The sequence below is a fragment of the Umezawaea sp. genome (genome assembly GCF_036375055.1).
Taxonomy (GTDB): domain Bacteria; phylum Actinomycetota; class Actinomycetes; order Mycobacteriales; family Pseudonocardiaceae; genus Umezawaea.
The window spans coordinates 14,653-38,319 of the sequence record NZ_DASUSQ010000037.1 but is presented as its reverse complement, the minus strand read 5'-3'; the positions used below and the strand labels follow the sequence as shown (position 1 = coordinate 38,319).

The following is a 23,667-nucleotide window of genomic DNA, read 5'->3' as shown; positions in this document are numbered from 1 at the left end:
GGGGTCAGCGGTTACCGCACCAGCCCCGCTCCTCGGGGCCCGCCAGCCGGTCGATCGCCGTGCCGACGCGGTCCGCGAGCAGGCCGACGGCACCGACCGCGCGGCTCACCGGATCGTCGGTCGAGCCGCCCAGCGCCAGGGCCCGGCGGTACGCGGCCTTCACCTCGGCCCACCTCGCCGCCTGCTCGGCGGTCAGCGTGCCGCGCAGCTCACCCAGCTTCAGCAGGTTCGCCTCGGCCCCGGAGGTGAGGGTCTGCGCCTCCCCGACGTAGTGGTCGTCGATGACGGCGGCCAGCTCCTCGTCGTTCATCACCGGCACGATGCGCTCGGCCAGCTTGTTCATGTTGCGGTAGGACCCCTGGAGCTGGAACGGCGGCTCGGTGCGCGACGCGTCGGCCTGCGCGGCGGAGGCGATGTAGGCCCGGTTGTTGGCCAGCACGACCTCCTGGGCGCGGACCAGCTTGCGCAGCACCGAGAGCACCTGCTCCAGCTCGACCGACGAGTACGGGTGGGAGAGCTGGTCCGGGCGCACGCCGTCGTCGCCGCGGGCCAGCCGCACCAGCAGCTCCACGTCCCCCCGATCCCTTGTGGACAGTTGGGCGAGCACGGGGTTCGAGGTGAGCGAGTTCTCGACGTAGCTCAGCGCGAACAGGTCCTCGCGGCCGGACAGGACGTCGCCGAGGTTCCACACGTCGGCGCGGTTGGCCAGCATGTCGGGGACGCGGAACCGCTTGCCGGACTCGGTGTACGGGTTGCCCGCCATGCAGACCGCGAACCGCTTGCCGCGCAGGTCGTACGTGCGGGTGCCGCCGTCCCACACGCCCTCCATCCGCCGCTGCGCGTCGCACAGGGAGATGAACTTCTGGAGCAGCTCGGGCGAGGTGTGCTGGATGTCGTCCAGGTACAGCAGGACGTTGGTGCCCATCTCCAGCGCGAACGAGATCTTCTCGACCTCCTGCCGCGCGGTGGCGTTGGGCGCCTCGGCCGGGTCGACGGACGTGACGTCGTGGCCGAGCGACGGCCCGTTGACCTTCACGAAGATCAGTCCGAGCCGGTTGGCGACGTACTCCATGAGCGTCGTCTTGCCGTAGCCCGGCGGGGAGATGAGCAGCAGCAGGCCCATCTGGTCGGTGCGCTTGGCGTCGCCGGCCGCGCCGAGCTGCTTGGCGAGGTTGTCGCCGATCAGCGGCAGGTACACCTCGTCCAGCAGCCGGTTGCGGACGAACGCGCTCATCACCTTCGGCTGGAACTCGCCGAGCCGGAGCTCCTTCTTCCTGCGCGCCACGAGTTCGTTGCGCTGCTTGAGGTACGACCGGAACGCCGGGATCCGCTCGGTGCGGAACGCCCTGGTCCTGGCGAGCAGCTCGTCCACGCGGAACTCCAGCCTCCGGTCCACGATCCGGGGGTGGGTGCCCAGCAGGCCGTCCACGACACCGGTCAGCTCGGCCGACGACTCGTAGCGCGGCAGGTCGTGGCACAGCTCCAGCGCGACGGCCTCCGGCAGGTCGGGTGAGACCTCGTCGCCGAGGAACACGCCCAACCAGGCCTCGACGAGCTGGCGGCGGGCGGGCAGGTCGACCGCCCGCAGGTCCTCGTCGAACTCGTGGCGGCTGCCCAGCGCGCGGTGGAACCGCTCCAGCAGCGACCGGGCGGCGGCGCTGGTCGCGAACCCCGCGGGCGCGCGGACCAGCTCCTCGAACAGGTACTCGCCCGCGAGCTCGTCGCCGATGGCGGCGCCCATCTCCTCGGCGAGCACGTCGATCGCCCGCGACCGGCCGAAGACCGTGCGGGCGCGGTCCAGCGACGTCGCGCGGCGGGTCCAGGCGGCCTTCAGGTCGTCGGTCGCCTCGAACGCCCAGAACAGCTGGGCCGCGGCACGGGCGGCCGGCGGGTAGCGCAGCACGCCCGCGCCCGCGTGCAGGCGGAGCAGCACCTCCAGGATCCGGGCGGTGTCGTGGTCGTGGACGCCGCGCTCGTACCCCTCGTCGTAGCGGGACTCCGCGGCGCGGCGCACGACGTCGAGCAGCTCGGTCTCGTGCAGCACGGCCGGGTCGTCGTGGCCCGCGAGGATCGACGCGGCCAGGTGCTCGGCGCGGTAGACCTCGGCCGACTCCGACACCAGCAGCTGGTCCCAGAACGGCTCGGTGGCGGCGAAGGCCGGGTCCGTGACGGGTTCGCGGAAGTCGGTCCCGGTGATGGCGAACGACATCCGGCCGTCCTGCGGCACCAGGGTGAGGTCCACCGCCTGGGTGTTCACCGCGAACCGGTGCTTGCCCAGCTTGATGGTCTCGCCGCCGTCGGTGAACAGGTCGAGCCGGTCGCGCAGCGAGCGCCCCGCCTCCTGGCGGGCGGCGAGGAGCCTGCCCTCCAGCTCCTCCGCGCGCACCTGGTCGCCGAGTTCCCGCAGGTCGGACACGACGCTGCGGAGCTTCGCGACCATCGGGTCGGAGACGAAGTAGGTGTTCACGTCGTCCAGCGACGTGAGCGTGCCGACCCGGCGGGTGACGCTGGCCAGGATGCGGTCGGCGGAGTCGACGAGCCGGTCCGACCGGCGGGCGCGCTCGTCCAGCAGCGCCTGCTTGCGGGAGGAGAACGCCTCGTAGACGTCGGTCCGCTTCGCGCCCAGCTCCGCCAGGAAGTCGTCGAAGTCGCTGAACCGCGACTCCAGGTTCTCCAGTTGGAGCAGCAGCCTGCCGAGCTGCTCGTCGCAGCGCCGCGGCGAGTCCGCGACGGCCAGCGCGCCGGTGATCGCCTGGCCCAGCAGCGCGAACTCGGCGGCGAACTCCGCGCGCCCCTCGGTGTCGAGCAGCCGCCTGCGCCGACCGTCCACGGTGGCCCGTGCGCGGTTGATGCCGCCGAGCACCTCGCCGATGCGCTCCAGGATGCCGGTGCGCACGGTGGCGTCGGCGATGTCCAGCGAGCCGACGACCTCGGTGAGGACCTCCAGGCCCTGCGACTGCTCGGTCAGCCGGTCCACGACCGGCTTGGCCTCGGCGACGGTGGCGATGGCGTCCGCCTTCGCCACCAGGTCGTCGATCTCGGTGTGGTAGCCGGTGAAGGCGTCCTCGCGCTGGAGGTGCGCGACGGCCCGCTGCGCGGACGTGCCCAGCTCCTGGGCGAGGTCGGCGACCAGCACGTCGATCCGCGCCAGGTCGACGTACCGCAGCTCGCGCAGCGTGACGAGCCTGCCCTGCGCCCTGCGGAGGTCCACCAGCCTGCGCACCCACGCGTCGGCCGACGTCGGCGTCTCGCCGCGCTGCTGCCGCACCAGGGACGCGACCTGCGCGCTCGCCTCCTCCAGCGCCGCGGCGGCCTGGTCGGTGAGCGCCTGCACGGTCTCGAACTCGTCCAGCACCTGCTCCGCCGTCGCCCGCACCTGCGACAACGGCGTGCCCAGGTCGTGCAGGTCGGCGTCGCCGAGCCAGTGGTAGTGGTCGAACGCCCGCGCGCACGCGGCGATCAGCCCCTCGAACACCGGGGTGGAGGGGGCCATCTCGCCCACCATCCGGGAGATGGACAGGCAGTCGGAGATGCCGCGCACCAGGTCCGCGTTGCCGACCCGGTCCAGCGGGCCGGTGCCGACGGGCTGCGCGGCGGCGTAGGTGTCCGACAGGTACGGCGTCTGCCACACCTGCATCGGGTGCACCCTGGTCGGCTCCTCCGACGCGGCGCGGAACACGACCAGCGTGCCGTCGTCGAACAGCGAGTAGCCGTGGCACGGGATGGGCGTGGCCACTTCCTTGCGGATGACGTTGTAGGGCAGCAGCAGCGACCGGCCCTCGCTGCGGGCGTGGAAGACGTAGAGCACGTCCTCGCCGTTGGTCGAGCGGATCACCCGCTCGAACTCCAGGCTCTCCACGTCGGTGTCGAAGGTCTTGTTGACCCCGGTCTCCAGGTAGTAGCCGCCGGGGAAGATCACCCCCTGGTCCTCGGGCAGCCGCTGGCACGCCTGGCCGACGCCGTCGAGCCGCACCACGCCCTTGGTGCGGGTGTTGAAGACCAGGTGCCGCCAGGTCTTCTCGTTGTAGGGCAGGATCTTCAGCAGGATCAGCGGCCCGACCCGCGCGTACCGGACGTCCGCGTCGGCGAGGCTCTGGAGCGGCTCGTCCACCGGCTCGTGGTAGACGCCCTCGCCGCTCTCGGTGTTGTTCTCGACCTTGACGGTGAGGTCTCCGCCGACGGCCTCGACGAACACCTCGTCCTCGATCGAGATGTGCGGGTGCCGCCCCAGCACGTGGTTCTCGCGGACCGTCGTGGTCCACTCGAAGTCGTGCGAGGGCGGGAACACGTGGTCGCGCTCGCCCCGGTTGTCCACGTAGGACACCGATCCGTCCGGCGCGACCCGCCAGCGCAGCACGCGGACGTCCTCGGTGCGCGCACCGGTCTGGAAGATCGCCAGCACCTTGCTCTCCACCCGGCGGAGCTGGAGCAGGCGGGTGTCGCGGTAGTACCGGTACAGCTCGGCGAAGTCGCGCAGGAACCGGGGGTCGCGCAGCAGGCCGGGCAGCGCGTCGGGGCCCGCGTCCTCGAACCGGAACGCGTCGCCGTCGCGGGTGAAGCGGTGCAGCGAGAACACGTCGTCCACGGTCGTCTCGGGCTTGAGCCCGATGAACACGTTGTAGCCGAACAGCATCAGGCCGCCGACCGCGCTCGTGCCTCCGGTGCCCGCGGGCACGGAGATGCAGTCCCGCGGCACGCAGTTGTTCGCGGTGCGGATCCGTTCGGTGCCGATGAGCTGGAGTTCGGCGCTGCCGAACACCCGCAGGCGTTCGGCGTTCAGCTCCTCGGCCCGGCTCGCGAGCGCGGCGGCCTGCTCGGCCAGCCGCGCCCGCAGCACCTCGTAGGTGCCCGCGTCCAGCTCCCGCGTCGACGTCACCGCCGCGTCACCTCGCCGCGAGGGCGGCGACCGGTCGCTCGGCCAGCCCCAGCCGCTTCGCGGTGTCCAGCAGTTCCGTCAGCTTGCCCGAGTCCGGGCCGCCGGACGAGATGAGCCGCACGAGCAGCGCGGACACGGTCAGGTTCTGCACGTCGTTCGTGCCGAACGAGCCGAGCACCCTGGTGATGTCCTGGGTGAAGTCCGCGGAGCCGTCGAGCCACGACCCGCCGAGGCTCCGGGCCACGTCGGAGTGCTCGACGAACCCGTCGACGCTCTTGCCCATCGTGATCGCGCCGACCACGCGGTCGAAGAACATGCTCTCGCCGCCGACGATGTCGATGTCGGCCTTCTCCAGGCCCGCGGCCAGCACGGACGCCTGCGACTCCGCGAGCTGGCGCTGCACGTCGAGGCCCGCGAGGCGGACCTCCTTCTCGGTCTCCAGGCGCAGCCGGTACTCCTCGTGGCCGCGGGTCGCGTCGTCGAGCGCGTTCATCGCGGCGGCCTTGTCGGAGAGGCCCTCCGCCTCGCCCTTGAGCTTCTCGCGGATCGCGGTGGCGGCGACCATGGCCTTCTCGCGCTCGACCACGGCCTGGGCCATGCCGACCTTCTCCGCGCCCTCGGCTTCGGCGAGCTGCTTCTCCCGCGACACGACGGCCTCGGCCAGACCGACCTTCTCGGTGCCCTCGGCCTGCGCGAGCTGCTTCTCCCGCGCGACGGCGGCTTCCGCGCGGCCGACCTTCTCGATCGCCTCGGCGTCCCGTTCGCGGACCTGCACCTCGGCCAGGCCCTCGGCCGCGGCGGCGGCCTGCGTGCCCTCGGCGAGGCGGATCTTCGCGCGCGTGTCCAGCTCGGCGGTCTGCTGCCTGGCCTCGGCGAGCGTCAGCTCCTCGCGCGCCCTGTGCTTCGCGGTCAGCTCGGCGGCTTCGGCGGCCTTGATGTCCTTGACCAGGCCCTCCTGGGCCTCGGCCTCGGCGTGGATCACCGTGGTCTGGCGGAAGCGCTCGGCCTCCTCGACCGACCGGAGGCGCTTGATGCTCTCCTCCTGCTCGGCCACGGTCTTCTCGACCGCGATCCGCTCGCGGATCACCTCGGCGATGTCGCGCTTCTCGCCCTCCAGCTCCTTGTCCTTCGAGATGCTGGCCAGCGCGGTCTCCCGCTCGCGGCCGATCACCTCGAGCTGGCGGTCCTTCTCGATCCGCTCGGTCTCGATGGCGATCACGCGCTCGCGGTTCTTCTCCGCCACGGCGATCTCGCGGGCCCGGTTCTGGTCCTGGATGCCGAGCTGCTCCTCGGTGCGGATGTGGGCGGTGCTCGCCTTGAGCCGCTCCTCCGACTGCACCTTCGCGGTCTCGGCCTCCTCGCGGGCGCGCATCGTCTCGATCTCGCGCTTCTGCTTGGTCTCCGCGTCCGCCTGCCTGCGCTCCAGTTCGAGGATGGCCTCCCGCGCGTCGACGTTCTGGCGGGTGATCTCCTTCTCCTCGCTGCGCTGGAACTCGTTGGTGCGCACGTGCTCGATCGCCGTCAGCTCGGTGATCTTGCGGATGCCCTGCGCGTCCAGGATGTTCGCCGGGTCCAACTGGGACATCGGCGTCTGCTCCAGGAAGTCGATCGCCGCGTCCTCCAGGCTGTACCCGTTGAGGTCGGTGCCGATGACGCGGATGATCTGGTCGCGGAACTCGTCGCGCTTGGTGTAGAGGTCGACGAAGTCGAGCTGCTTGCCGACGGTCTTCAACGCCTCGGAGAACTTGGCGTTGAACAGCTCCTGCAACGTCTGCTCGTCGCTCGCCCGCGCGGTGCCGATGGCCTGGGCGACCTTGATGACGTCCTCGACGGTCTTGTTGACCCGCACGAAGAACGTGATGCGGATGTCGGCGCGGATGTTGTCGCGGCAGATCAGCCCCTCGTTGCCCGCGCGCTTGATCTCGATGGTCTTCACCGAGATGTCCATGACCTCGGCGCGGTGCAGCACCGGCAGCACGACGGCGCCGGTGAAGGTCACGTCGACCTTGCGCACCTTGGAGACGATCAGCGCCTTGCCCTGCTCGATCTTGCGGAACAGGCGGCTGATCATGAACAGCAGCACGAGCACGACGAGCACGACGACGGCGATGAGGATGCCGAATCCCGTGGTGATGACGTCCATCAGGGTCTCCCTGCGGTCAGAGGTCGGGGCCGAGCGCGGAATCGACTGGCGCGACCCAGAAGAACTCCCCGTCGACGTCGTAGTCGAAGATCAGAGCGGTGCTGCCCGCGACCAGGACGTCCTGTCCCGCTTGGCGCACCTGCACGACGGCCGACGAGCCGTCGGAGGCGGTGACCTCGGCCTGACCGAAGTCGTGGGTGACGGTGCCCGTGCGGATCACGCACGGCCTGCCGACGAAGTCGTTGCGGGAGGCCTGCCGCGGGTTCGGGAACAGCTTCCGCAGCGGCCACGCCAGCAGCCTGGTGAGCAGCAGGCCGACGACCACGGCCACCACGAGGACGACCAGGCCGAGCGCGATCACGACCGGGGACGACAGGTCGAATCCGTTGAGCAGCACGGAGCCCCCGAGGCAGGCGAACCAGGAGAAAGCGGTCAACAGCGACAGCACGACGGTCACGGGCACGCCGTCGAGGCCGAGCCCGGCCAGCGCGCCCTCGACGCCGAGGACCCCGTCGTCCCCGTCCAGCACCCCGACCGCGGCCAGCGACCAGTACAGGACGACCACGACGAGGAGCACGCTCAGGAACGCCGTCGGGTAGCCGAACGCCGTCCTCGCGAACTCCGCCAACGCGCCCCCCACCTGTGCCGTGTTGGCTGGACACTATCCAGCTGACCTCGAACTTCGTGGCGTTTCGCAATTTTTGCGGTCGACCCTCACCCGCTGCGGCGGGTTCGTCACCCAGCGCCGCTCTAGCATGGAGGCGTGGCCAAGCAGCGGATCCCGGTGATCGTCGTCGCGGGTTTCCTCGGCTCCGGGAAGACGACCCTGCTCAACCACCTGCTGGCGACAGCGGGCGGCACGCGGATCGGCGTCCTGGTCAACGACTTCGGCAGCATCAACGTCGACGCGATGACGGTCGCGAGCCAGGTCGACTCCACCATCTCGCTGAGCAACGGCTGCCTGTGCTGCGCGGTCGACCCGTCCGACATGGACGACATGCTCACCAGGCTCGCCAAGCCGTCCGCGAACGTCGACGTGATCGTCATCGAGGCCAGCGGACTGGCCGAGCCGCAGAGCATGGTGAAGCTGGTGCTGGCCAGCGAGCAGCCGCGCACCACCTACGGCGGCCTCGTGCTCGTCGTGGACGCCGCGGAGTTCCCCACGACCAGCGCCCGCCACCCGGAACTGGCGAAGCACCTGCGCCTGGCCGACCTCGTGGTGCTGAACAAGACCGACCGCGCCACCGACCTGGCCGCGGTGCGCGCCGCGATCACCCCCGGCACGCCCGTCGTGGAGACCACCCACGGCCGCGTGGACCCGGCCCTGCTCTTCGACCCCCGGCCGCGCACGCCGACGGTCGGGCAACTGTCCTTCGAGGACCTGGTCGAGGACCACGGCGACCACGTGCACGCGCTGTACGACAGCGTCGAGCACACGACGGACGCACCGGTGAGCCCGCGCGGGCTGCTGCGCTTCCTGTCGGACCGCCCGGCGGGGCTGTACCGGGTGAAGGGCTTCGTCGACTTCGGCACGGACGACCGCTACGCCCTCCAGGTCGTCGGCGACCACCTGTCGCTGCACCGCACCCCGTGGCCCCGCGCCGTTCCGCGCGGGACCCAGCTCGTCCTGATCGGCACGGACCTGTCCGCGCACGCCCTCACGACGGCCCTCTCCGCCTGCGCCACCACCGAGCCCCCTGGTCCGCGGGAGATGCTCGACGTGGAGCGCTACCTGCGGCCCTAGGCCGCACCGGGGGCCCACGCGCCGACCGGCCCGACGTAGGTGCCGGGGTGCGTGGCCGCGTCCTGCCTGAGCACGGACCCGGCCGGCCAGTCGAAGACCTGAGAGTCGTCGGTGTTCGGCGGCGTCACCGTCACCGTCGTGACGTCCCACCGCTGGTCGCCCGTCTCGGGCAGGTACGTCAGGTAGGCGGTCGTGCTCGCGCCGGGCGTCAGCCGCACGTCCTCCACCTCGGCACCGGACCGCGTCAGGTCCCACGTCTGGCTGTCCTGCCCCTTCAGCCGCGCACCGGGGAACCCGCGCAGCAGGCACGCCGTGCCGCCCGCGTTCGTCATCGTCAGCGGCAGCCGCATCTGCGTCGGGCCGCCCTCGCCGGGCTTCGCCTCGCCGAGCGCCACCCTCACCTCGGCGCACTGCTCCGCCGCCTCCGCGACGCCGCTCGTGAACGTGTCGGGCCCCTTCACGCCGGAGCCGCCGCCGGTCTCGCCGCCACCGCCGGGGCCCTCGGTCTCCCCGACCCTGACGCTGCACGCCGCCAGGAGACCCACCGCGGCCACGACAGCCACCGCCACACCGCCGCGTCGTGCCCGACCGGTGTTCCGGCGCATTTCGACCAACTCCTTTTCGCGTCGTGCGGGACGAACGTAGGTGAGATGTTCGGTTGTGCAATTCGGATGCTTGTTTGTGATGTGCATCACCTGGGTCGGCGGGGGTTCCGAGGACTGTTCCGGCAGGTCGGAGGAGGCCGGGAAGGACTGGTTCCGGTGACCGGTTGAGACGGTGGCGCCGGGGGTGGCATCCACCACCTGCGTGGGAGCACTGGCTGGCAGACCGCTCGGGCGGTGAAGCCGACCACCCTGCACCACGGGGACCGCGGAGTCGGTACGCTGCACACGAGGGCTGCTAGCTCAATTGGCAGAGCAGGAGACTTTTAATCTCTTGGTTCAGGGTTCGAGTCCCTGGCGGCCCACGGAACCCCAGCTTTGTGAAGCTGGGGTTTTGTGTTTTCGGGGTCCCGTGAATTGGTCGAACGGTGTTCGGCCGGTGGTCCGTTCCGGGGCGTCCTCACCGGACGGGCAGGTCTCCGAGGTGGGTGGAGTGCGGTAGGTCGGCGGTTGGTCGGCGACCTCCGCGGTGGGGGTCACCTGGCGTCAAGGCGGCCTTTCCCCCACGGGGCGCGGTGCGCGGCGCGGCTGGTCGGGCGGAGCAGCACGGCGTCGCGACCGTGCTGGTGCGCGGCGACGTCGGGTGATCGCTGGACCGGGTGACGCGGCTGGCCCGCCGCACGCCGGGGCGCTACTGATGGCCTCATGCACCTCGCCGCCGTCGCACTGGCGCTCAGCGCAGCGCTCGCCCCGCCCGTCCACGTCTCGGACACGCTGACGGTCTACGACACCGGGCTCGCGCCGGTCGGCTCGGAGGCGTCCGTGCTCTCGTGGACGACGCCGGGCGGCGGCACGTTCGTGCTGCTGCACACCGAGGGCCTGCTGCCCGACCGGGAGTACGGCGCCCACGCCCACGCGAAGCCGTGCGGGTTGACCCCCGCCGACCCGGGACCGCACTTCCAGCACGTGCCCGGCGGCGCGACCGACCCCGAGCACGCCAACCCGGACAACGAGATCTGGCTCGACTTCACCACCAACCCGCGCGGGTCGGGCATCGCCGTGGCGCGGGTGGACTGGGCGTTCACCGACCGCCGCGCCGCCTCGGTCGTCGTCCACGCCGAGCACACGCACACCGGGCCCGGCCACGCGGGCACGGCGGGGGCGCGCCTGGCCTGCCTGACGGTGCCGTTCTAGCGGCGTGAGCACCGCCTCAGCCATCCGGTGCACGACCACTCCTGCGTCGGGTGACAATGGTCGGGATGTCCACGGCACTCCAGACCACCAAGTCCCTGCGGATCGGCCCCTTCGAGGTCGACCCGCCGGTCGTGCTCGCGCCGATGGCGGGCATCACCAACGTGGCCTTCCGCCGACTGTGCAGGCAGTACGGGGCGGGGCTGTACGTGTGCGAGATGGTGACGGCGCGCGCGCTCGTGGAGCGCGACGCGACGACCCTGCACATGATCACGTTCGACCGCGACGAGCACCCGAGGTCGATGCAGCTCTACGGCGTCGACCCGGTGACCATGGGCGCGGCGGTGCGGATGATCGTCGACGAGGGTCTCGCCGACCACGTCGACATGAACTTCGGCTGCCCCGTCCCGAAGGTGACGCGCAAGGGCGGCGGGGCGGCGCTGCCGTACAAGCGGAGGCTGTTCGGGGAGATCGTGCGGGCCGCGGTGAAGGCCGCCGAGCCCGCCGGGATCCCGGTCACGGTGAAGTTCCGGATCGGGATCACCGACGAGCACCTGACCTACCTGGACGCGGGGCGGATCGCGGAGGCCGAGGGGGCCAGGGCGGTGGCGCTGCACGCGCGCACGGCGGCCCAGCGGTACTCCGGCCAGGCGGACTGGTCGGCCATCGCGCGCCTCAAGGAAGCCGTGACGTCGATCCCGGTCCTGGGCAACGGCGACGTCTTCAGCGCGCAGGACGCGCTGCGGATGGTCGACGAGACCGGGTGCGACGGGGTCGTCGTGGGGCGCGGGTGCCTCGGGCGGCCGTGGCTGTTCCGGGACCTCCAGGCCGCGTTCGCGGGACTGCCGGTCCCCGAGGGGCCGAGCCTGGGCGAGGTGGCGGAGATCCTGCGGACGCACGCGGAGCTGCTGACCGAGCACTACGACGAGGACAAGGGCGTGCGCGACCTGCGCAAGCACATGGCGTGGTACCTGCGCGGCTTCCCGGTGGGCGGCGACCTGCGGCGGAGCTTCGCGATGGTCAGCACGCTGCCCGAGCTGGACGACCTGATCGGACAGCTCGACCACGACGCGCCGTACCCGTCGGAGGCCGAGGGGCCGCGGGGCCGCCAGGGCTCACCGGCCAAGGTGGTCCTGCCGGAGGGGTGGCTGGACGACCCCGAGGACGCCACCGTCCCGATGGGGGCGGAAGTGATGCACTCGGGTGGCTGACCGCCACCTGCTGGTGGGCGCGCTGGCCACGGCCTGCGCGGTGCTGCTCGGCGGCTGCGGGTCGTCGGTGGCGGGCACGGCCCGGCCCCTGCGGATCACCGAAGTCGAACGCGACCAGGTGTCCGGCTACTTCACCCGGCTCAACGAAGCGGGCGGCAGGGGCAACCCGGAGCAGCGGAAGCTGTTCCAGGACACCCAGCACCCGGACTTCCGCTCGCGGACCTGCGAGCTGCGGGCGGGCACGCTGCGGATGGAACCGGCGATGTCGACCCTGCGCACGGACCCCGACTGGGAGCCGCCGGGCGGCGACACGCACCCGCGCGGCGTGGTCTACGTGGTCGCGGCGACCGTCACGCTGCTGGAGGACGACGCCCCCGTCGGCGTCCAGATCGGCTCGCTGCACGTCGTGCTGCTCGACGGCGCGCCGTACGGGTTCGCCCCCTGCGTCGGCGGCTGACCACCCCACCCGGTGGTGCGCGGCGTCGCGGCCAGGAGGGCACGCAGAGCCAAGTTGATCACCGATCGTCACTAGTTCGGAGCAGCAAGCGGTCAACCAGACGGGGGAAATAAGGCTCCCACGCGTCCCGCCGGCTCAAGCGCCGCCTCTCAAGAGTCGACACCAGGCAGGTAGGGAGGTGAGAGCGATGACCGCTTTGCGACCCGAAGTCGCCGAATCAGACCCGAGCAGGAAGTCCGACGACCACCCGCTCGCGGTCGACACCACCCCCTCCGAGAGCACCGGTCTGGTCGAGCTCCACGAGTCCATCGCGACGCTGCTGGCGTCCCGCGGCCAGTGGCGCCAGGCGTACCAGCACCTGCGGTCGGCGCTCGACCTCGTGTACGCGGACCAGGAGGAGCAGCCGCGCGTGCCGGAGCAGCTGCGCCGCGAGGTGGACCGGCTGCGCAAGGAGCACGCCGAGGCGCGCGAGCAGAGCCTGCGGGACAGCCTGACCGACAGCTACAACCGCCGCTACCTCGACCAGCGGCTGCTGGCGATCCTCGCGGAGCGCGGCACGTCGCGGCACGGGATGGCGATAGCGCTGCTGGACCTCGACTGGTTCAAGCGGGTCAACGACACGTTCGGCCACCTGCTGGGCGACCGGGTGCTCCAGAGGGTCGTGGACCTCTTGCAGACGGACCTGCCCGCGGACGCGTTCTGCGCCCGCTACGGCGGTGAGGAGTTCGTCCTCGTCCTGCCGAGTGTGACGGCAACCACGTCGGTGGAGATCGTCGAGGCGGCACGTGAACGTGTCGAGCGTCACGACTGGTCCCGTGTCGCTCCGGGGCTTCGGGTGACGGTCAGCGGGGGTGTGGCCTACGAGCCCCCCGCGGAGGCCACACCGACACGCCCTCCCGTGAGCGCTGAACAGCAGTTGCTGCGCGCCGACAGCCTGCTCTACACGGCCAAGCAGTCGGGCCGGAACGCGGTCGCCTACCGCGAGAACGGGCGGGCGAAGCTCGCCGGACCGGCTTCCGGGCGCCGGGCGGTGTCCGATTCCAGGGTTCTCGGTTACTACTGAGGCACCTGTTTCGCCTAGTCGTTCACCCGTTCGGTCGTGCCAGACTGCGCGTTACCGACTACTTGTCCCACCGGTATCACCGGGAGTGGTCGTCAGGAGTCGCCGTCATCCGTACTATCGACCGCACTGACACGCCGGTGGTGCAACCACTGTGTCCTCGCCGTCGTCAACTTGTGATGACAACCCAGTAGTGGACTTACCTGAAGGGAGACCGGGTGCCCGACGAGCCCCGCCGTGGCGGCCCCGGTTCCCGAGGTGCCGAAGAGCCCGAGGAAGAGCAGCAGTCAGGACGTCGCCGCCGCGCTGAGGGCGGTGGCGGTCTGAGCGTGTCGGACCTGGTGGAGCGGCACAGCCGCACCAACATCCCCCGCCCCGTCCCCCCCGCTCCGACGCCTCCTCCCGCGACCGGCCGTCGGGCCGCGCCGCCCCCCGCCCCGGTCCGCCAGCCGCCTCCGGGTCGGCCGAGCGGCGCGGAGCAGCCCGTGCGGCCCGCCGACACCGGCCGCAGGGCCGCACCTCCCCCTCCGCCGCCGCCCACGGGCCGCCGGGCCGCGCCCCCGGTCGAACAACCGACCGGTCGCAGGGCCGCACCCGCCGACCCGACCGGGCACCGGTCCGCGCCCCCCGTGGAGCCCACCGGTCGCCGCGCGGCGCCCCCGGTCGAGCCCACCAACCGCCGGACCGTGCCCGACGCGCTGCTCGGCGAGGTCACGGGCCGCAGGGCCGCGCCGGAACCGCCCCCGGCCGAGCCCACGGGCCGCCGCGCCGCCCCCGAACCCCCCGTCGAGCCCACGGGCCGCCGATCGGCAGAGTCGACCGGCCGCCGGGCCGCTCCCGAATCCCCCGTGGAGCCGACCGGTCGCCGCGCCGCGCCGGAGCGCGGTGAGCCCACCGGACGCCGTGCCGCGCCCGAACCCGCGTTCGGCGAGCCCACGGGCCGCCGTGCCGCCCCCGACCCCCCCGTCGAGCCCACGGGCCGCCGGTCCGCCGAGTCGACCGGCCGCCGGGCCGCGCCCCCCGTCGAGCCGACGGGTCGCCGCGCCGCTCCCGAGCAGCCGACCGGCCAGCGCCCGCTGCCCCCCGGCGCCGGGCGCCCCCCGCTGCCCCCGGAGGGCCACCGCACCGCACCCCCGCCCGCAGAGGCGACCGGACGGCGCGCGGCACCGCTCGCGCCCCCCGCCGGACCTCCCGCGGGTGAGCACACGGGCCAGCGCCCGCGTCCCGCCGTCCCGCCGCCTGTGCCGTCCGCTGAGGGCACGGGCCGCCGTCCCCGGCCTGTTCCGCCCCCGCTCCCCGGTGCGGCTCCCCTGCCGCCCCGTGGGGACGTCACCGGGTCCCGTCCGATCCCGGCGCGCGGCGATTCGAGCGGTCCTCGGCCGATGCCGCCGCGGGTGCCCACGACCGGCGCCCACCCGATCCCGCCCGGCGCGGACCTCGGCGACCCCCGGCGGACGTCGCCCGGCCCCGACTCCAGCGGCCCCCGGCCGCTGCCCGGCGACGACCCCAGCGGGTCCCGCCGCATCCCCGTGGACCCGACCCGCAGGCCCCCCGTCGAGAGCAGGCTGAACCCCGCCGCGAACGACGTCGTCGAGCCGCCGAGGCCGCCGGGCCCCGAGCGCCGCGAGGAGATCGACCCGGCGAGCCTCACCACCGAGATGGAGGCGATCGGCGACGACGTCAAGAAGCGTCGCGAGGTCGACCACACGCTCGCGCGGTTCTCCGCCGTGCACGACGAGCTGGCCGAGCAGGAGCGCAAGCGCAAGGAGCGCAAGCAGAAGCTCATGCCGTGGAAGGCCGAGGAGGACGAGGACAAGACCGAGTACGCCGAACCGGTCGTCCTCGACGAGGACGGTGAGGTCCTGCCGCCGCGCGGCCGGACGCCGAAGCACTCGAAGATCGTCCGGATCCTCAAGATCATCTCGTTGACGTCGGCCGTCCTGGTCTTCGTGTCGACCGGCCTCGGCTGGGGCGCGCTGATGTGGGTGGACAGCAAGTTCACCGAGATCGACGCGCTGGGCTCCAACTCCGCCGCCGTGCAGGACGCCGAGAAGCAGTACGGCGACGAGAACTTCCTGATCGTCGGGTCCGACACCCGTGCGAACGCCAAGCCCGAGGACGGCGTCGGCGACGCCGACCAGGAGCAGGGCGCCCGCTCGGACGTGCTGATGCTGGCGCACGTGCCCGCCGACCGGAAGCGCGTCGTCGTGCTGTCGCTGCCGCGCGACGTGCAGGTCGACCGGCCCGCGTGCGAGGGCTGGGACCCCGCCACCGGTCAGTACAACGGCGAGCAGATCGAGGCCGCGAAGAGCGTGCTGGCCAACGAGGCCTACGCGGTCGGCGGCCCGAAGTGCGTGACCGCGATGATGAGCCAGATCACCCACCTCAACATCAACCACTTCATCAGCGTCGACTTCAACGGCTTCAAGAGCATGGTCGACGCGGTCGGCAGCGTGAACGTGTGCGTGCCCAAGCCGATGAAGGACGGCGAGCTGGGCGTGCTGTTCGACAAGGCGGGCAAGTACGACATCTCCGGGGACCAGGCGCTCAACTACGTGCGGGCCCGCAAGGTCGTCGGCGAGGTGGCGGGCGACTACGACCGGATCACCCGGCAGCAGAAGTTCCTGTCCTCGCTGCTGCGCAAGGCGCTGTCCAACGAGATCCTGCTCAGCCCGAGCAAGCTGAACTCGTTCATCAACGCCTTCGCGGCCTCCACGCAGGGCCAGAACGTGGGCGCCTCCCAGCTCCTCACCCTCGGGCAGTCGTTGCAGGGCCTCGAAGCGGGGCGCGTCAGCTTCGTGACGATGCCGCACCGCACCGAGGAGGGGCCGACGCTCAGCACCGACGACAACATCGAGAAGTTCGTCCCCGAAGAGGCGGACCGGCTCTTCAAGGCGATCATCGAGGGCACCCCGCTGCCGGGCGAGACGCCGGACAAGAGCGAGACGTCGTCCGCGCCGCCGCCGCCCGCGCAACCGGGCGCGGGCAAGATCATCGACCCGAAGGACGTGCACCTCCAGGTGCTCAACGGCGACCCCGACGCGGGTGGCGCCGCGGGCAGGCTCGAGGAGGCGTTGAGCGAGCAGGGCTTCGACGTCGTCAAGACCGACGACGCCCCGCGCGTCGACAAGACCGTCATCAAGTACGGCGTGGGCGGTGAGGACGCCGCGGCGACCCTCGGCGCCGCCGTGCCGGGCGCGACCCTCCAGTTCGACGCGGTCATGGGCAGCGCGGTCGCGATCGTCATCGGTCCGAACTTCGACGCGAAGGTTGTTTCACCGCAAGGCGGAACCGCGCAGAACACGGCCGCCGGCGAGAACTCGGCGCCCTCCGACCTGTCCATTGTGAACGGTGGCGCCGACCCCTGCGCCTAGGGGAGCTGGACACCATCGGTTCATCCGGGGTTCATTCGACGATGTCGCTGCCGCGACACGGTCGACGTACGCTGTCGGCATGCGTGAGGCCTACCATGACCAGCTCGGACAGCTCGCCGACCAGCTCGCCGACATGTGCGGCATGGTCGGTGACGCGATGGAGCGCGCGACCACCGCGCTGCTCGACGCGGACCTGGCGCTCGCCGAACAGGTGATCGGCGACGACGTGAAGGTCGACGACGTGCGCGCCAGCATCGAGGAGCAGTCGTACGCGCTGCTCGCGTTGCAGGCCCCCGTCGCGACGGACCTGCGCACGGTGCTCGCGGTCATCCACGCCGCGGAGAGCGTCGAACGCATGGGAGACCTGGCGCTGCACGTGGCGAAGGCAGCTCGGCGCAGGCACCCGCAGCAGGTGCTCGGCGAGGACGTCAAGCCGTACTTCTCCGAGATGGGCCGCATCGCGGTCGAGCTGGCGCGCGAGGCCACCGTCGTCATCCGCACGCAGGACGTCGCCCGCGCGCGGTCGATCGAGGACGCGGACGACGCGATGGACGACCTGCACCGCCACCTGTTCACGGTGATCATGGACAAGGACTGGCCGTACGGCGTCGCCTCCGCCGTCGACACGACGCTGCTGGGCCGCTTCTACGAGCGCTTCGCCGACCACGCGGTCTCGGTGGCCAAGCGCACCGTCTTCGTCGTCACCGGCCGGATGCCCGGCTACGGCGACGACTCGGACATCTGACCACTCCACCCACCGAGGGGCCCCGTCGTCGACGGGGTCCCTTCTTCACGTCCGGAGCACGGCCAGTTCCTGCACCAGCTGCGCCGCGATGCGGGCGTTGTCGGCCGGTGCCTGGGTGAGCCAGTCCCGACCGTCCTGGCCGGGGCGCTTCACCGTGACGTAGCGGCCCTGGTCGTTGTCGAACCAGGCGATCTGGGGCGACCGCGCCTCCCTGCCGTGACGCCCCCGGACCGCGACGCCGAATTGCCCGGCGCGCAACCTCGGCCGCTCGAAAACCGCGGTGAGCGCCCGATTCCGCGCCGACTCGGCCGAACGGGACGTCATCGTGCTGGTGAACCTCGTGTTGGCGAAGTCGTCCTGCCGCGGTGGTGGCGGCGGCGCGCTCGTCGGCATCGGCACGGCGACCGACTGGCCCGGCCCCGGCCGGTAGGGCGGGACGAGGTTGACGACCGCGTGGACGAGGGCGCTCGACCGGAGCACCTCGATCCGCATCATCCGCTCGTCGAGCACGGCCAGCACGGCCGTCTCGCCCACCGCGCCGCCGCGGGCGAGCAGCTGGCGCTCGACCGCCCTGGCGTCCAGCGAGGCGATGGCCGTGACGCCGAACTCGAAGCGCACCAACGTGGTCAGCGCTCGTTCGACCTCCGCGTCGACCCGGCCCCTGGCGGCCAGGCCGCGCGACTGGAGGTCGTCGTAGACGGCCGCGCGGATGGCGCGCCGCTCGTCCACGGTCCGGCCCGCGTAGGGCAGGTCGAACGGGTAGGGCCTGCTGCCGAGGGCGAGGTCCTCCCACAGGACGTCGACGGCCGGGTGCGACAGGGAGAACGAGTGCACGCTCACCCGCCGATGACGGGCGGGGCGACCAGCGTGCCGTCCCCGAACACGTCCTCGGTCTCGACGAGGTACGACGGCGCCTTGTGCTCCGCGTCCTCGCCGCCCTGGCCCCTGGCTCCGCCGCCGCCCATGGCACCGGCGCCCGCGGCACCCGCACCACCGCGACCCGCGCCGCCCACGCCCGCGACGCCACCGCCGGACCCGGACGGCCCGAAGCCGCCCGCGCGGTCGCCGAACGCGCCCGCCGAGCCTCCGGGACCGAAGCCCTTCGCCGCCGCGGCACCACCGATGCCGCTGCCCGCGCCGCCGCCGAGTCCGCCTCGACCACCACCGGCTCCGCCGCCCGCGCCACCACCGCCCGCGCCGCCGCCGCGGCCCGCGCCGGGGGTGTTCGGTCCGCCGCGGCCCGCGCCGGGAACGTTCGGTCCGCCGCGGCCGGGGCCCGTGCCCGGACGGCCGCCCGGCGGGAAGCCGCCGGGACCGGGGATGAAACCGGGACCGGGGTACGGGCCGCCGGTTCCGCCACCGCCGCCACCGCCGCCACCGGGACCCGGCGTCGTCCCACCACCGCCCGGCGGGACGAAACCCGCGGTCGTGGTGGTGCCGCTCGGGCCGACGACGCCCGTGCCGGTGCCGGTGCCGGTACCCGTGCCGGGCAGGGTGGGGACACCGGGCGTGCCGGGGACGGTGGGCGTGCCGGGGGGCTGGCTGTCGTCGCCACCGCCGGTGCCGCTCATGGGAGGCGGAGGTGCGAACGCGGGCATGGTCGAACCGGCCTCCTGGAACCCGGCCGACATCGTGTTCATGACCTCGGCGGCCCGCTCGTGGGCCTGCTGCTTCTCCTCGAACTTGGCCTCGATCTCGTCGATCGTCTCGGCCCACTTGAACGGGTTCGGCTCGGAGAAGAACATCTTGTAGGCGTCGGCGGTGCTGAAGTTCACCGGTTCCGGCATGGAGTTCTTGGCCGTCTCGGCGGCGTTCTGCTGGGCGGACAGCCTGTTCCCGGTCAGCTGCGCGGCCTGCGCGGCGTCACCGGACCACTGCGCGACACCGGTGAAGTAGCCCTGCGCCGCGCCCGCGGCCTCACCCCGCCACGCGCCCTTGCTCGCCTCGGTCGCCGCCGTCAGCCCGCTCTGCAACTCGGCCAGGGTGTTGCCGATCTTCGTCCAGGCCTCGCCCTGCTCGTCGGCCGTGCCGGGGTCCATGTCGTCGTTGACCATCGACTTGAGCGCCGCGTGGTCGTAGCCCAGGTAGTACGAGCCGACCGACGACATCGGCGGCCGGTACGACTCCACGACCTGTTCGAGCTGCTCCTGCTGCTGGGTCTGGTTCCGCGCCGCGCCCGCCTGGTACCGCAGGTAGTCGTCGATCGTGGCGAACTGTCCGAAGAAGCCGGGGTTCTCCGCCACCGCCCGCTCGTACTCGGCCCGCAGCTCGGCCTCGGTCTGCCCGGCGTAGGTGACCTTGCCCGCCTGGCTGTTCGGCGCGGGAGCGCCACCGGGGCCGGCCTGGGTGGTGGGCGGTGCCATGACGGGTCGTCCTTACTTCGGCAGGGAGGGTTCGACGGCGGTGGCGACGGCCGTGGCAGCGGCGCAGGCGTCGTCGAGGGACGCGTTCGCGGACGACATGAAGTCCACTCGAGAGGTGCTGGTGACCTCCACGGCGACCAGGCAGGAAGAACTGGAGAAGGCCTTCTTCACCAGCTTGGCCTTGCGCGAACCGACGGTCGTGTTCGTGAGCTCCGCGTTGGGCCCGCCCTGCGCTTCTTCGTAGCCGAGGTCCGGCCGAGCCCTGAGCGAGACCGACACCCCCGGGACGGCTCCGTACTTGGCACCGCACTGCTCCTTGGCGATCTCCTCGATGTCGGTCAGGCTGAACTGCCCGGCGACCGCGGTGAGCACCTTGCACCCGTCGAAGGTCGCCAGGGCGTTGCCCGCACCGGACGAGGACGAGGTCGGCGTGGTCGGTTCAGCCGCGGAGGTGCTCGACATCCCCGTGGTCGTGGCTGGAGCGGGGTTGCCGCCCTCCTGCTGCGAGCACCCCGCCAGGACGAGAACGAGCGCCACGATCGAGACGACGGACCGCGATACGAGAGACATGGTCGACTGCATCCTCACTTCATCTGCGATTCATCGATTTCGCGGTAGTTGTCGACCGCCTTCTGCATCGCAAGCCTGGCATCCTCGAGCGCGGCCTTCAGCTGCTCCACCGCGGGGATGATCCCCTCGGTTCCCGCGCCGCCGGTGGCGCTCTCCAGGTTGTACCGGCTCAGGGTCTGCCCATCGGGGCTGGTCCCGAGTTTGGTCGGTTGCTGAAGCGCGATCATCACCTGGTCGACGTCACGCAAATCGGCCTGAGCCGCCTCGATCGCCTTCACGTACGCCTCGGCGCCCTCGGGGCTGATGGCGAAGCCGCCTGATTCCGCCGCCTGCTTCAGGCTCCGCATGTTGGTCGTCATGGTCTGCATCGACCCGACACTCATCGCCACCGTTCCCCCACTCGTCAGCCCAGCACGCTACCGGTTGGACCAGCCCGTGTCCCGGCTATGACGGACGTGCGGAACCCTCAGTTCCACACCGGGTGAAAACGCGGAAGGCCCGCCCTGGCGGGCGGGCCTTCCGGGGTGGTGCGGGCCTCAGCCGAAGCGGCCCGAGATGTAGTCCTCGGTGGCCTTCTGGGTCGGGTTGGAGAAGATCTTCTCCGTGTCGTCGACCTCGATGAGCTGGCCGGGCTGGCCGACGCCCAGGAGGTTGAAGAACGCCGTCTGGTCGCTGACGCGGGCGGCCTGCTGCATGTTGTGGGTCACGATGACGATCGTGTAGTCCTTCTTCAGCTCGGTGATCAGGTCTTCGATCGCCAAGGTGGAGATGGGGTCCAGTGCGGAGCACGGCTCGTCCATGAGCAGGACGTCCGGCTGCACGGCGATGGCCCGCGCGATGCACAGGCGCTGCTGCTGGCCACCGGACAGGCCGCCGCCGGGGCGGTCCATGCGGTCCTTGACCTCGTTCCAGAGGTTGGCCCCGCGCAGCGAGCGCTCGGCCACCTCGTCGAGCTGCTTCTTGTTCTTGACGCCCGCCAGCTTCAGGCCCGCCACCACGTTGTCGCGGATGGACATCGTGGGGAACGGGTTGGGGCGCTGGAACACCATGCCGATGGTGCGCCGCACCTGCACCGGGTCCACCGTGGACGCGTAGATGTCCTCGCCGTCCAGCTGCACCGTGCCCTCGACCCGTGCGCCGGGGGCGACCTCGTGCATGCGGTTCAGCGACCGCAGCACGGTGGACTTGCCGCAGCCCGACGGACCGATGAACGCGGTCACGTTGCGCGGCGGCACGGAGAGCGAAACCTGCTGCACGGCGTGGAACTTGCCGTAGAAGAGGTTGAGGTCCTTGACGTCGATGCGCTTCGCCATCGCTACTTACCGCCCGCTCACTTGGTCTTCGGCGCGAGCCACCGCGAGATCACGGTCGCCAGCAGGTTGAACAGCGTGATGATCAGGACAAGGGTGATCGCCGCGCCCCAGATGCGGTCGAAGCCCGCCTCCGTGGGGTTGTTGCGCTCCGACGTCATCAGCAACGGCAACGAGGCCATCGGGCCGTCGAAGAGGTTGTAGTTGATGTACGGGGCGTACGCGGCGAGCACCAGCACCGGCGCGGTCTCGCCCATGACCCTGGCGAGGGCCAGCATGATGCCGGTGAGGATGCCGGACAGGGCGGTCGGGATGACGATCTTGACGATCGTCTTCCACTTGGGGATGCCCAGCGCGTAGGACGCCTCGCGCAGCTCGTCCGGGACGATCTTGAGCATCTCCTCGGTGGTGCGCACGATCACCGGCACCATCAGCAGCACCAGGGCGAGCGACACCGCGAACCCGCTGCGGCCGAAGCCGAACGTGGTGATCCACAGCGAGTAGACGAACAGCGCCGCGACGATCGACGGGACACCGGTGAGGATGTCGACCATGAACGTGGTCGCCTTCGACAGCCGCGAACGGCCGCCGTACTCCACCAGGTAGACCGCCACGAACAGTCCGATGGGGACGGAGATCAGGCCGCAGACCAAGCCCTGCACCAGGGTGCCGTAGATCGCGTGGTAGACACCGCCACCGGACTGCCGGGACAGCAGGCCGGACAACGACTTCTGCCACCAGTCGGCGTTGAGCACGACCGGGAAGCCGCGCTGCACCACGGTGTAGAGCACCCACACCAGCGGCACGACGGCGATCAGGAACGCCAGGCTCACCAGGACGGTCGCGGCGAGGTTCTTCGCCTTCCGCCCGGTGCTGACGCTCTGGAACGTCGGCGGGGTCGCCAACCGCGAGAGGTCGGCCGTGTCGGTGCTCATTCGTACTCCTTGTGACCGGCGACGATCGACCTCGCGATCGCGTTGACCACGAAGGTCAGCACGAACAGGACGAGGCCCGCGGCGATGTAGGCGCCCGCGGACCTGGGGTCGTTGAACTCCGGCGCCGCCAGCGCGATCTTCGAGGCGAACGTCGCGCCGCCGTCGAAGAGGCTCCAGCCGAACGACGAGCCGGTCGCGCTCAGGATGATCGTCAGCGCGATGGTCTCGCCGAGCGCGCGGCCGAGGCCGAGCATCGACGCGCTCACGTAACCGGCCTTGCCGAACGGCAGGACGGTGGTGCGGACGACCTCCCACTTGGTGGCGCCCAGCGCGATGGCGCCCTCGACGTGGGGGCCGGGCGTCCGGTCGAACACCTCGCGGCTGACGGCGGTGATGATCGGCAGGATCATCACGGCGAGGACGATGCCCGCGGTGAAGATGGTGCCGCCGAGGGCGATGCTCACGTTGCCCTTGGCGAACAGCGGGATGAAGCCGAGGCTGGAGATCAGCCACTCGCCGATGGGCGTGAGCACCGGGCCGAGGACGAACAGGCCCCACAGGCCGAAGATGATCGACGGGACGGCCGCGAGCAGGTCGATCACGTAGGCGAACGGCCTGGCGAGCCTGCGCGGCGCGTACTGGGTCAGGAAGAGCGCGATGCCCAGCGCGATCGGCATGGCGATGACCAGCGCGAACGCGGCCGACACCACGGTGACCAGGAACAGGTCGAGGATGCCGAACCGCATGTCGGCGACGTCGCCGGTGGACCACTCGCGGCTGAAGAGGAAGTTGACGTTGTCCAGCGCGAGCGACGGGATCGCCTGCACGAGCAGGAACACGCCGATGGCCCCGATGAGGGCCACGATGAACACGCCGGATCCGGTCGCCAGACCCTTGAAGATCCGGTCTCCCGGTCGGACGTGGGGTGACTTCGGTTCGACTTCCGTTTGGGGCGGAATCGGAGCCTCCGGGGGTGGCACTGGGGTGTGGGCCGCTGCCCCCCTGGGGGCACCGGCGGAACCGGTGCCCCCGGGGGGCTTGACCACGACAGGGTCGCTCATCGCGTTGACGGCGTCGACTCGGGAG

Annotated in this window: 18 protein-coding genes and 1 tRNA gene; 8 read left to right on the top strand and 11 right to left on the bottom strand. The window is 71.6% G+C overall.

Annotated elements, in window-relative coordinates; translation table 11 throughout:
* Positions 1-4 precede the first annotated feature (4 nt).
* Genes VFZ92_RS11055 through VFZ92_RS11045 form a run of 3 tightly spaced genes read right to left on the bottom strand, consistent with a single transcriptional unit; the run spans position 5 to position 7,647 of the window.
* Positions 5-4,876 carry a DNA repair ATPase gene (locus VFZ92_RS11055; protein WP_330875754.1) on the bottom strand — a complete coding sequence of 1,624 codons (4,872 nt, stop codon included), beginning with the start codon at positions 4,874-4,876 and terminating at the stop codon, positions 5-7.
* A gap of 7 nt (positions 4,877-4,883) precedes the next feature.
* Entirely contained in the window at positions 4,884-7,019 is a 2,136-nt protein-coding gene (locus tag VFZ92_RS11050) for a flotillin family protein (protein WP_330875753.1), read from the bottom strand.
* 16 nt (positions 7,020-7,035) lie between these two features.
* Positions 7,036-7,647: a hypothetical protein gene (locus VFZ92_RS11045; RefSeq protein WP_330875752.1), complete on the bottom strand. Its 612-nt coding sequence runs from the start codon at positions 7,645-7,647 to the stop codon at positions 7,036-7,038.
* A 135-nt stretch (positions 7,648-7,782) separates the two neighbouring features.
* Here VFZ92_RS11045 and VFZ92_RS11040 point away from each other — a divergent pair, with 135 nt between their 5' ends.
* Complete coding sequence (locus tag VFZ92_RS11040) at positions 7,783-8,763, top strand: GTP-binding protein (RefSeq protein ID WP_330875751.1); 981 nt, start codon at positions 7,783-7,785, stop codon at positions 8,761-8,763.
* On the opposite strand, the gene VFZ92_RS11035 is transcribed toward VFZ92_RS11040, so the two are convergent.
* Positions 8,760-9,326, bottom strand: coding sequence for a DUF4232 domain-containing protein (locus tag VFZ92_RS11035; RefSeq protein WP_330875750.1), 567 nt, complete (start codon positions 9,324-9,326; stop codon positions 8,760-8,762). The two genes, VFZ92_RS11040 and VFZ92_RS11035, sit on opposite strands and share 4 nt — an antisense overlap.
* 331 nt (positions 9,327-9,657) lie before the next feature.
* On the opposite strand from VFZ92_RS11035, the gene VFZ92_RS11030 reads away from it, so the two are divergent.
* The 7 genes from VFZ92_RS11030 (at position 9,658) to phoU (ending at position 17,403) form a co-directional block, all read left to right on the top strand.
* Positions 9,658-9,730, top strand: a tRNA-Lys gene (locus VFZ92_RS11030).
* A 340-nt stretch (positions 9,731-10,070) separates the two neighbouring features.
* Complete coding sequence (locus VFZ92_RS11025; RefSeq protein WP_330875749.1) at positions 10,071-10,559, top strand: superoxide dismutase; 489 nt, start codon at positions 10,071-10,073, stop codon at positions 10,557-10,559.
* 56 nt (positions 10,560-10,615) lie between these two features.
* Positions 10,616-11,767 (top strand): tRNA dihydrouridine synthase DusB, encoded by a 1,152-nt coding sequence (gene dusB / locus VFZ92_RS11020; protein WP_330875812.1) that lies wholly within the window; start codon positions 10,616-10,618, stop codon positions 11,765-11,767.
* Positions 11,760-12,224, top strand: a complete 465-nt coding sequence (locus VFZ92_RS11015) for a hypothetical protein (protein WP_330875748.1) — start codon at positions 11,760-11,762, stop codon at positions 12,222-12,224. Before dusB ends, VFZ92_RS11015 begins: the two co-directional genes overlap by 8 nt.
* 187 nt (positions 12,225-12,411) lie before the next feature.
* A complete protein-coding gene (locus tag VFZ92_RS11010) occupies positions 12,412-13,287 on the top strand; it encodes a GGDEF domain-containing protein (RefSeq protein ID WP_330875747.1) in 876 nt (291 codons plus the stop codon).
* A gap of 326 nt (positions 13,288-13,613) precedes the next feature.
* On the top strand, positions 13,614-16,658 hold the full coding sequence (locus VFZ92_RS11005; protein ID WP_330875746.1) for an LCP family protein: 3,045 nt from the start codon (positions 13,614-13,616) through the stop codon (positions 16,656-16,658).
* A 79-nt stretch (positions 16,659-16,737) separates the two neighbouring features.
* Positions 16,738-17,403, top strand: a complete 666-nt coding sequence (gene phoU, locus VFZ92_RS11000) for a phosphate signaling complex protein PhoU (protein ID WP_330875745.1) — start codon at positions 16,738-16,740, stop codon at positions 17,401-17,403.
* Between the two features lie 45 nt (positions 17,404-17,448).
* Here the strand turns inward: phoU and VFZ92_RS10995 are convergent, their stop codons facing one another.
* From VFZ92_RS10995 to pstC, 7 genes are all read right to left on the bottom strand, one after another.
* Positions 17,449-18,243 carry an ESX secretion-associated protein EspG gene (locus VFZ92_RS10995; RefSeq protein ID WP_330875744.1) on the bottom strand — a complete coding sequence of 265 codons (795 nt, stop codon included), beginning with the start codon at positions 18,241-18,243 and terminating at the stop codon, positions 17,449-17,451.
* Positions 18,240-19,766 (bottom strand): hypothetical protein, encoded by a 1,527-nt coding sequence (locus VFZ92_RS10990; RefSeq protein ID WP_330875743.1) that lies wholly within the window; start codon positions 19,764-19,766, stop codon positions 18,240-18,242. Before VFZ92_RS10990 ends, VFZ92_RS10995 begins: the two co-directional genes overlap by 4 nt.
* Positions 19,767-19,778: 12 nt before the next feature.
* Positions 19,779-20,336 (bottom strand): DUF3558 family protein, encoded by a 558-nt coding sequence (locus VFZ92_RS10985; protein WP_330875742.1) that lies wholly within the window; start codon positions 20,334-20,336, stop codon positions 19,779-19,781.
* 14 nt (positions 20,337-20,350) lie between these two features.
* Complete coding sequence (locus tag VFZ92_RS10980) at positions 20,351-20,704, bottom strand: hypothetical protein (RefSeq protein ID WP_330875741.1); 354 nt, start codon at positions 20,702-20,704, stop codon at positions 20,351-20,353.
* A gap of 168 nt (positions 20,705-20,872) precedes the next feature.
* Entirely contained in the window at positions 20,873-21,649 is a 777-nt protein-coding gene (gene pstB, locus VFZ92_RS10975) for a phosphate ABC transporter ATP-binding protein PstB (protein WP_259626435.1), read from the bottom strand.
* A gap of 17 nt (positions 21,650-21,666) precedes the next feature.
* Positions 21,667-22,581 carry a phosphate ABC transporter permease PstA gene (gene pstA / locus VFZ92_RS10970; protein ID WP_330875740.1) on the bottom strand — a complete coding sequence of 305 codons (915 nt, stop codon included), beginning with the start codon at positions 22,579-22,581 and terminating at the stop codon, positions 21,667-21,669.
* Entirely contained in the window at positions 22,578-23,642 is a 1,065-nt protein-coding gene (gene pstC, locus VFZ92_RS10965; RefSeq protein WP_330875739.1) for a phosphate ABC transporter permease subunit PstC, read from the bottom strand. The genes pstA and pstC overlap by 4 nt, the downstream gene beginning before the upstream one ends.
* Between the last annotated feature and the right edge of the window lie 25 nt (positions 23,643-23,667).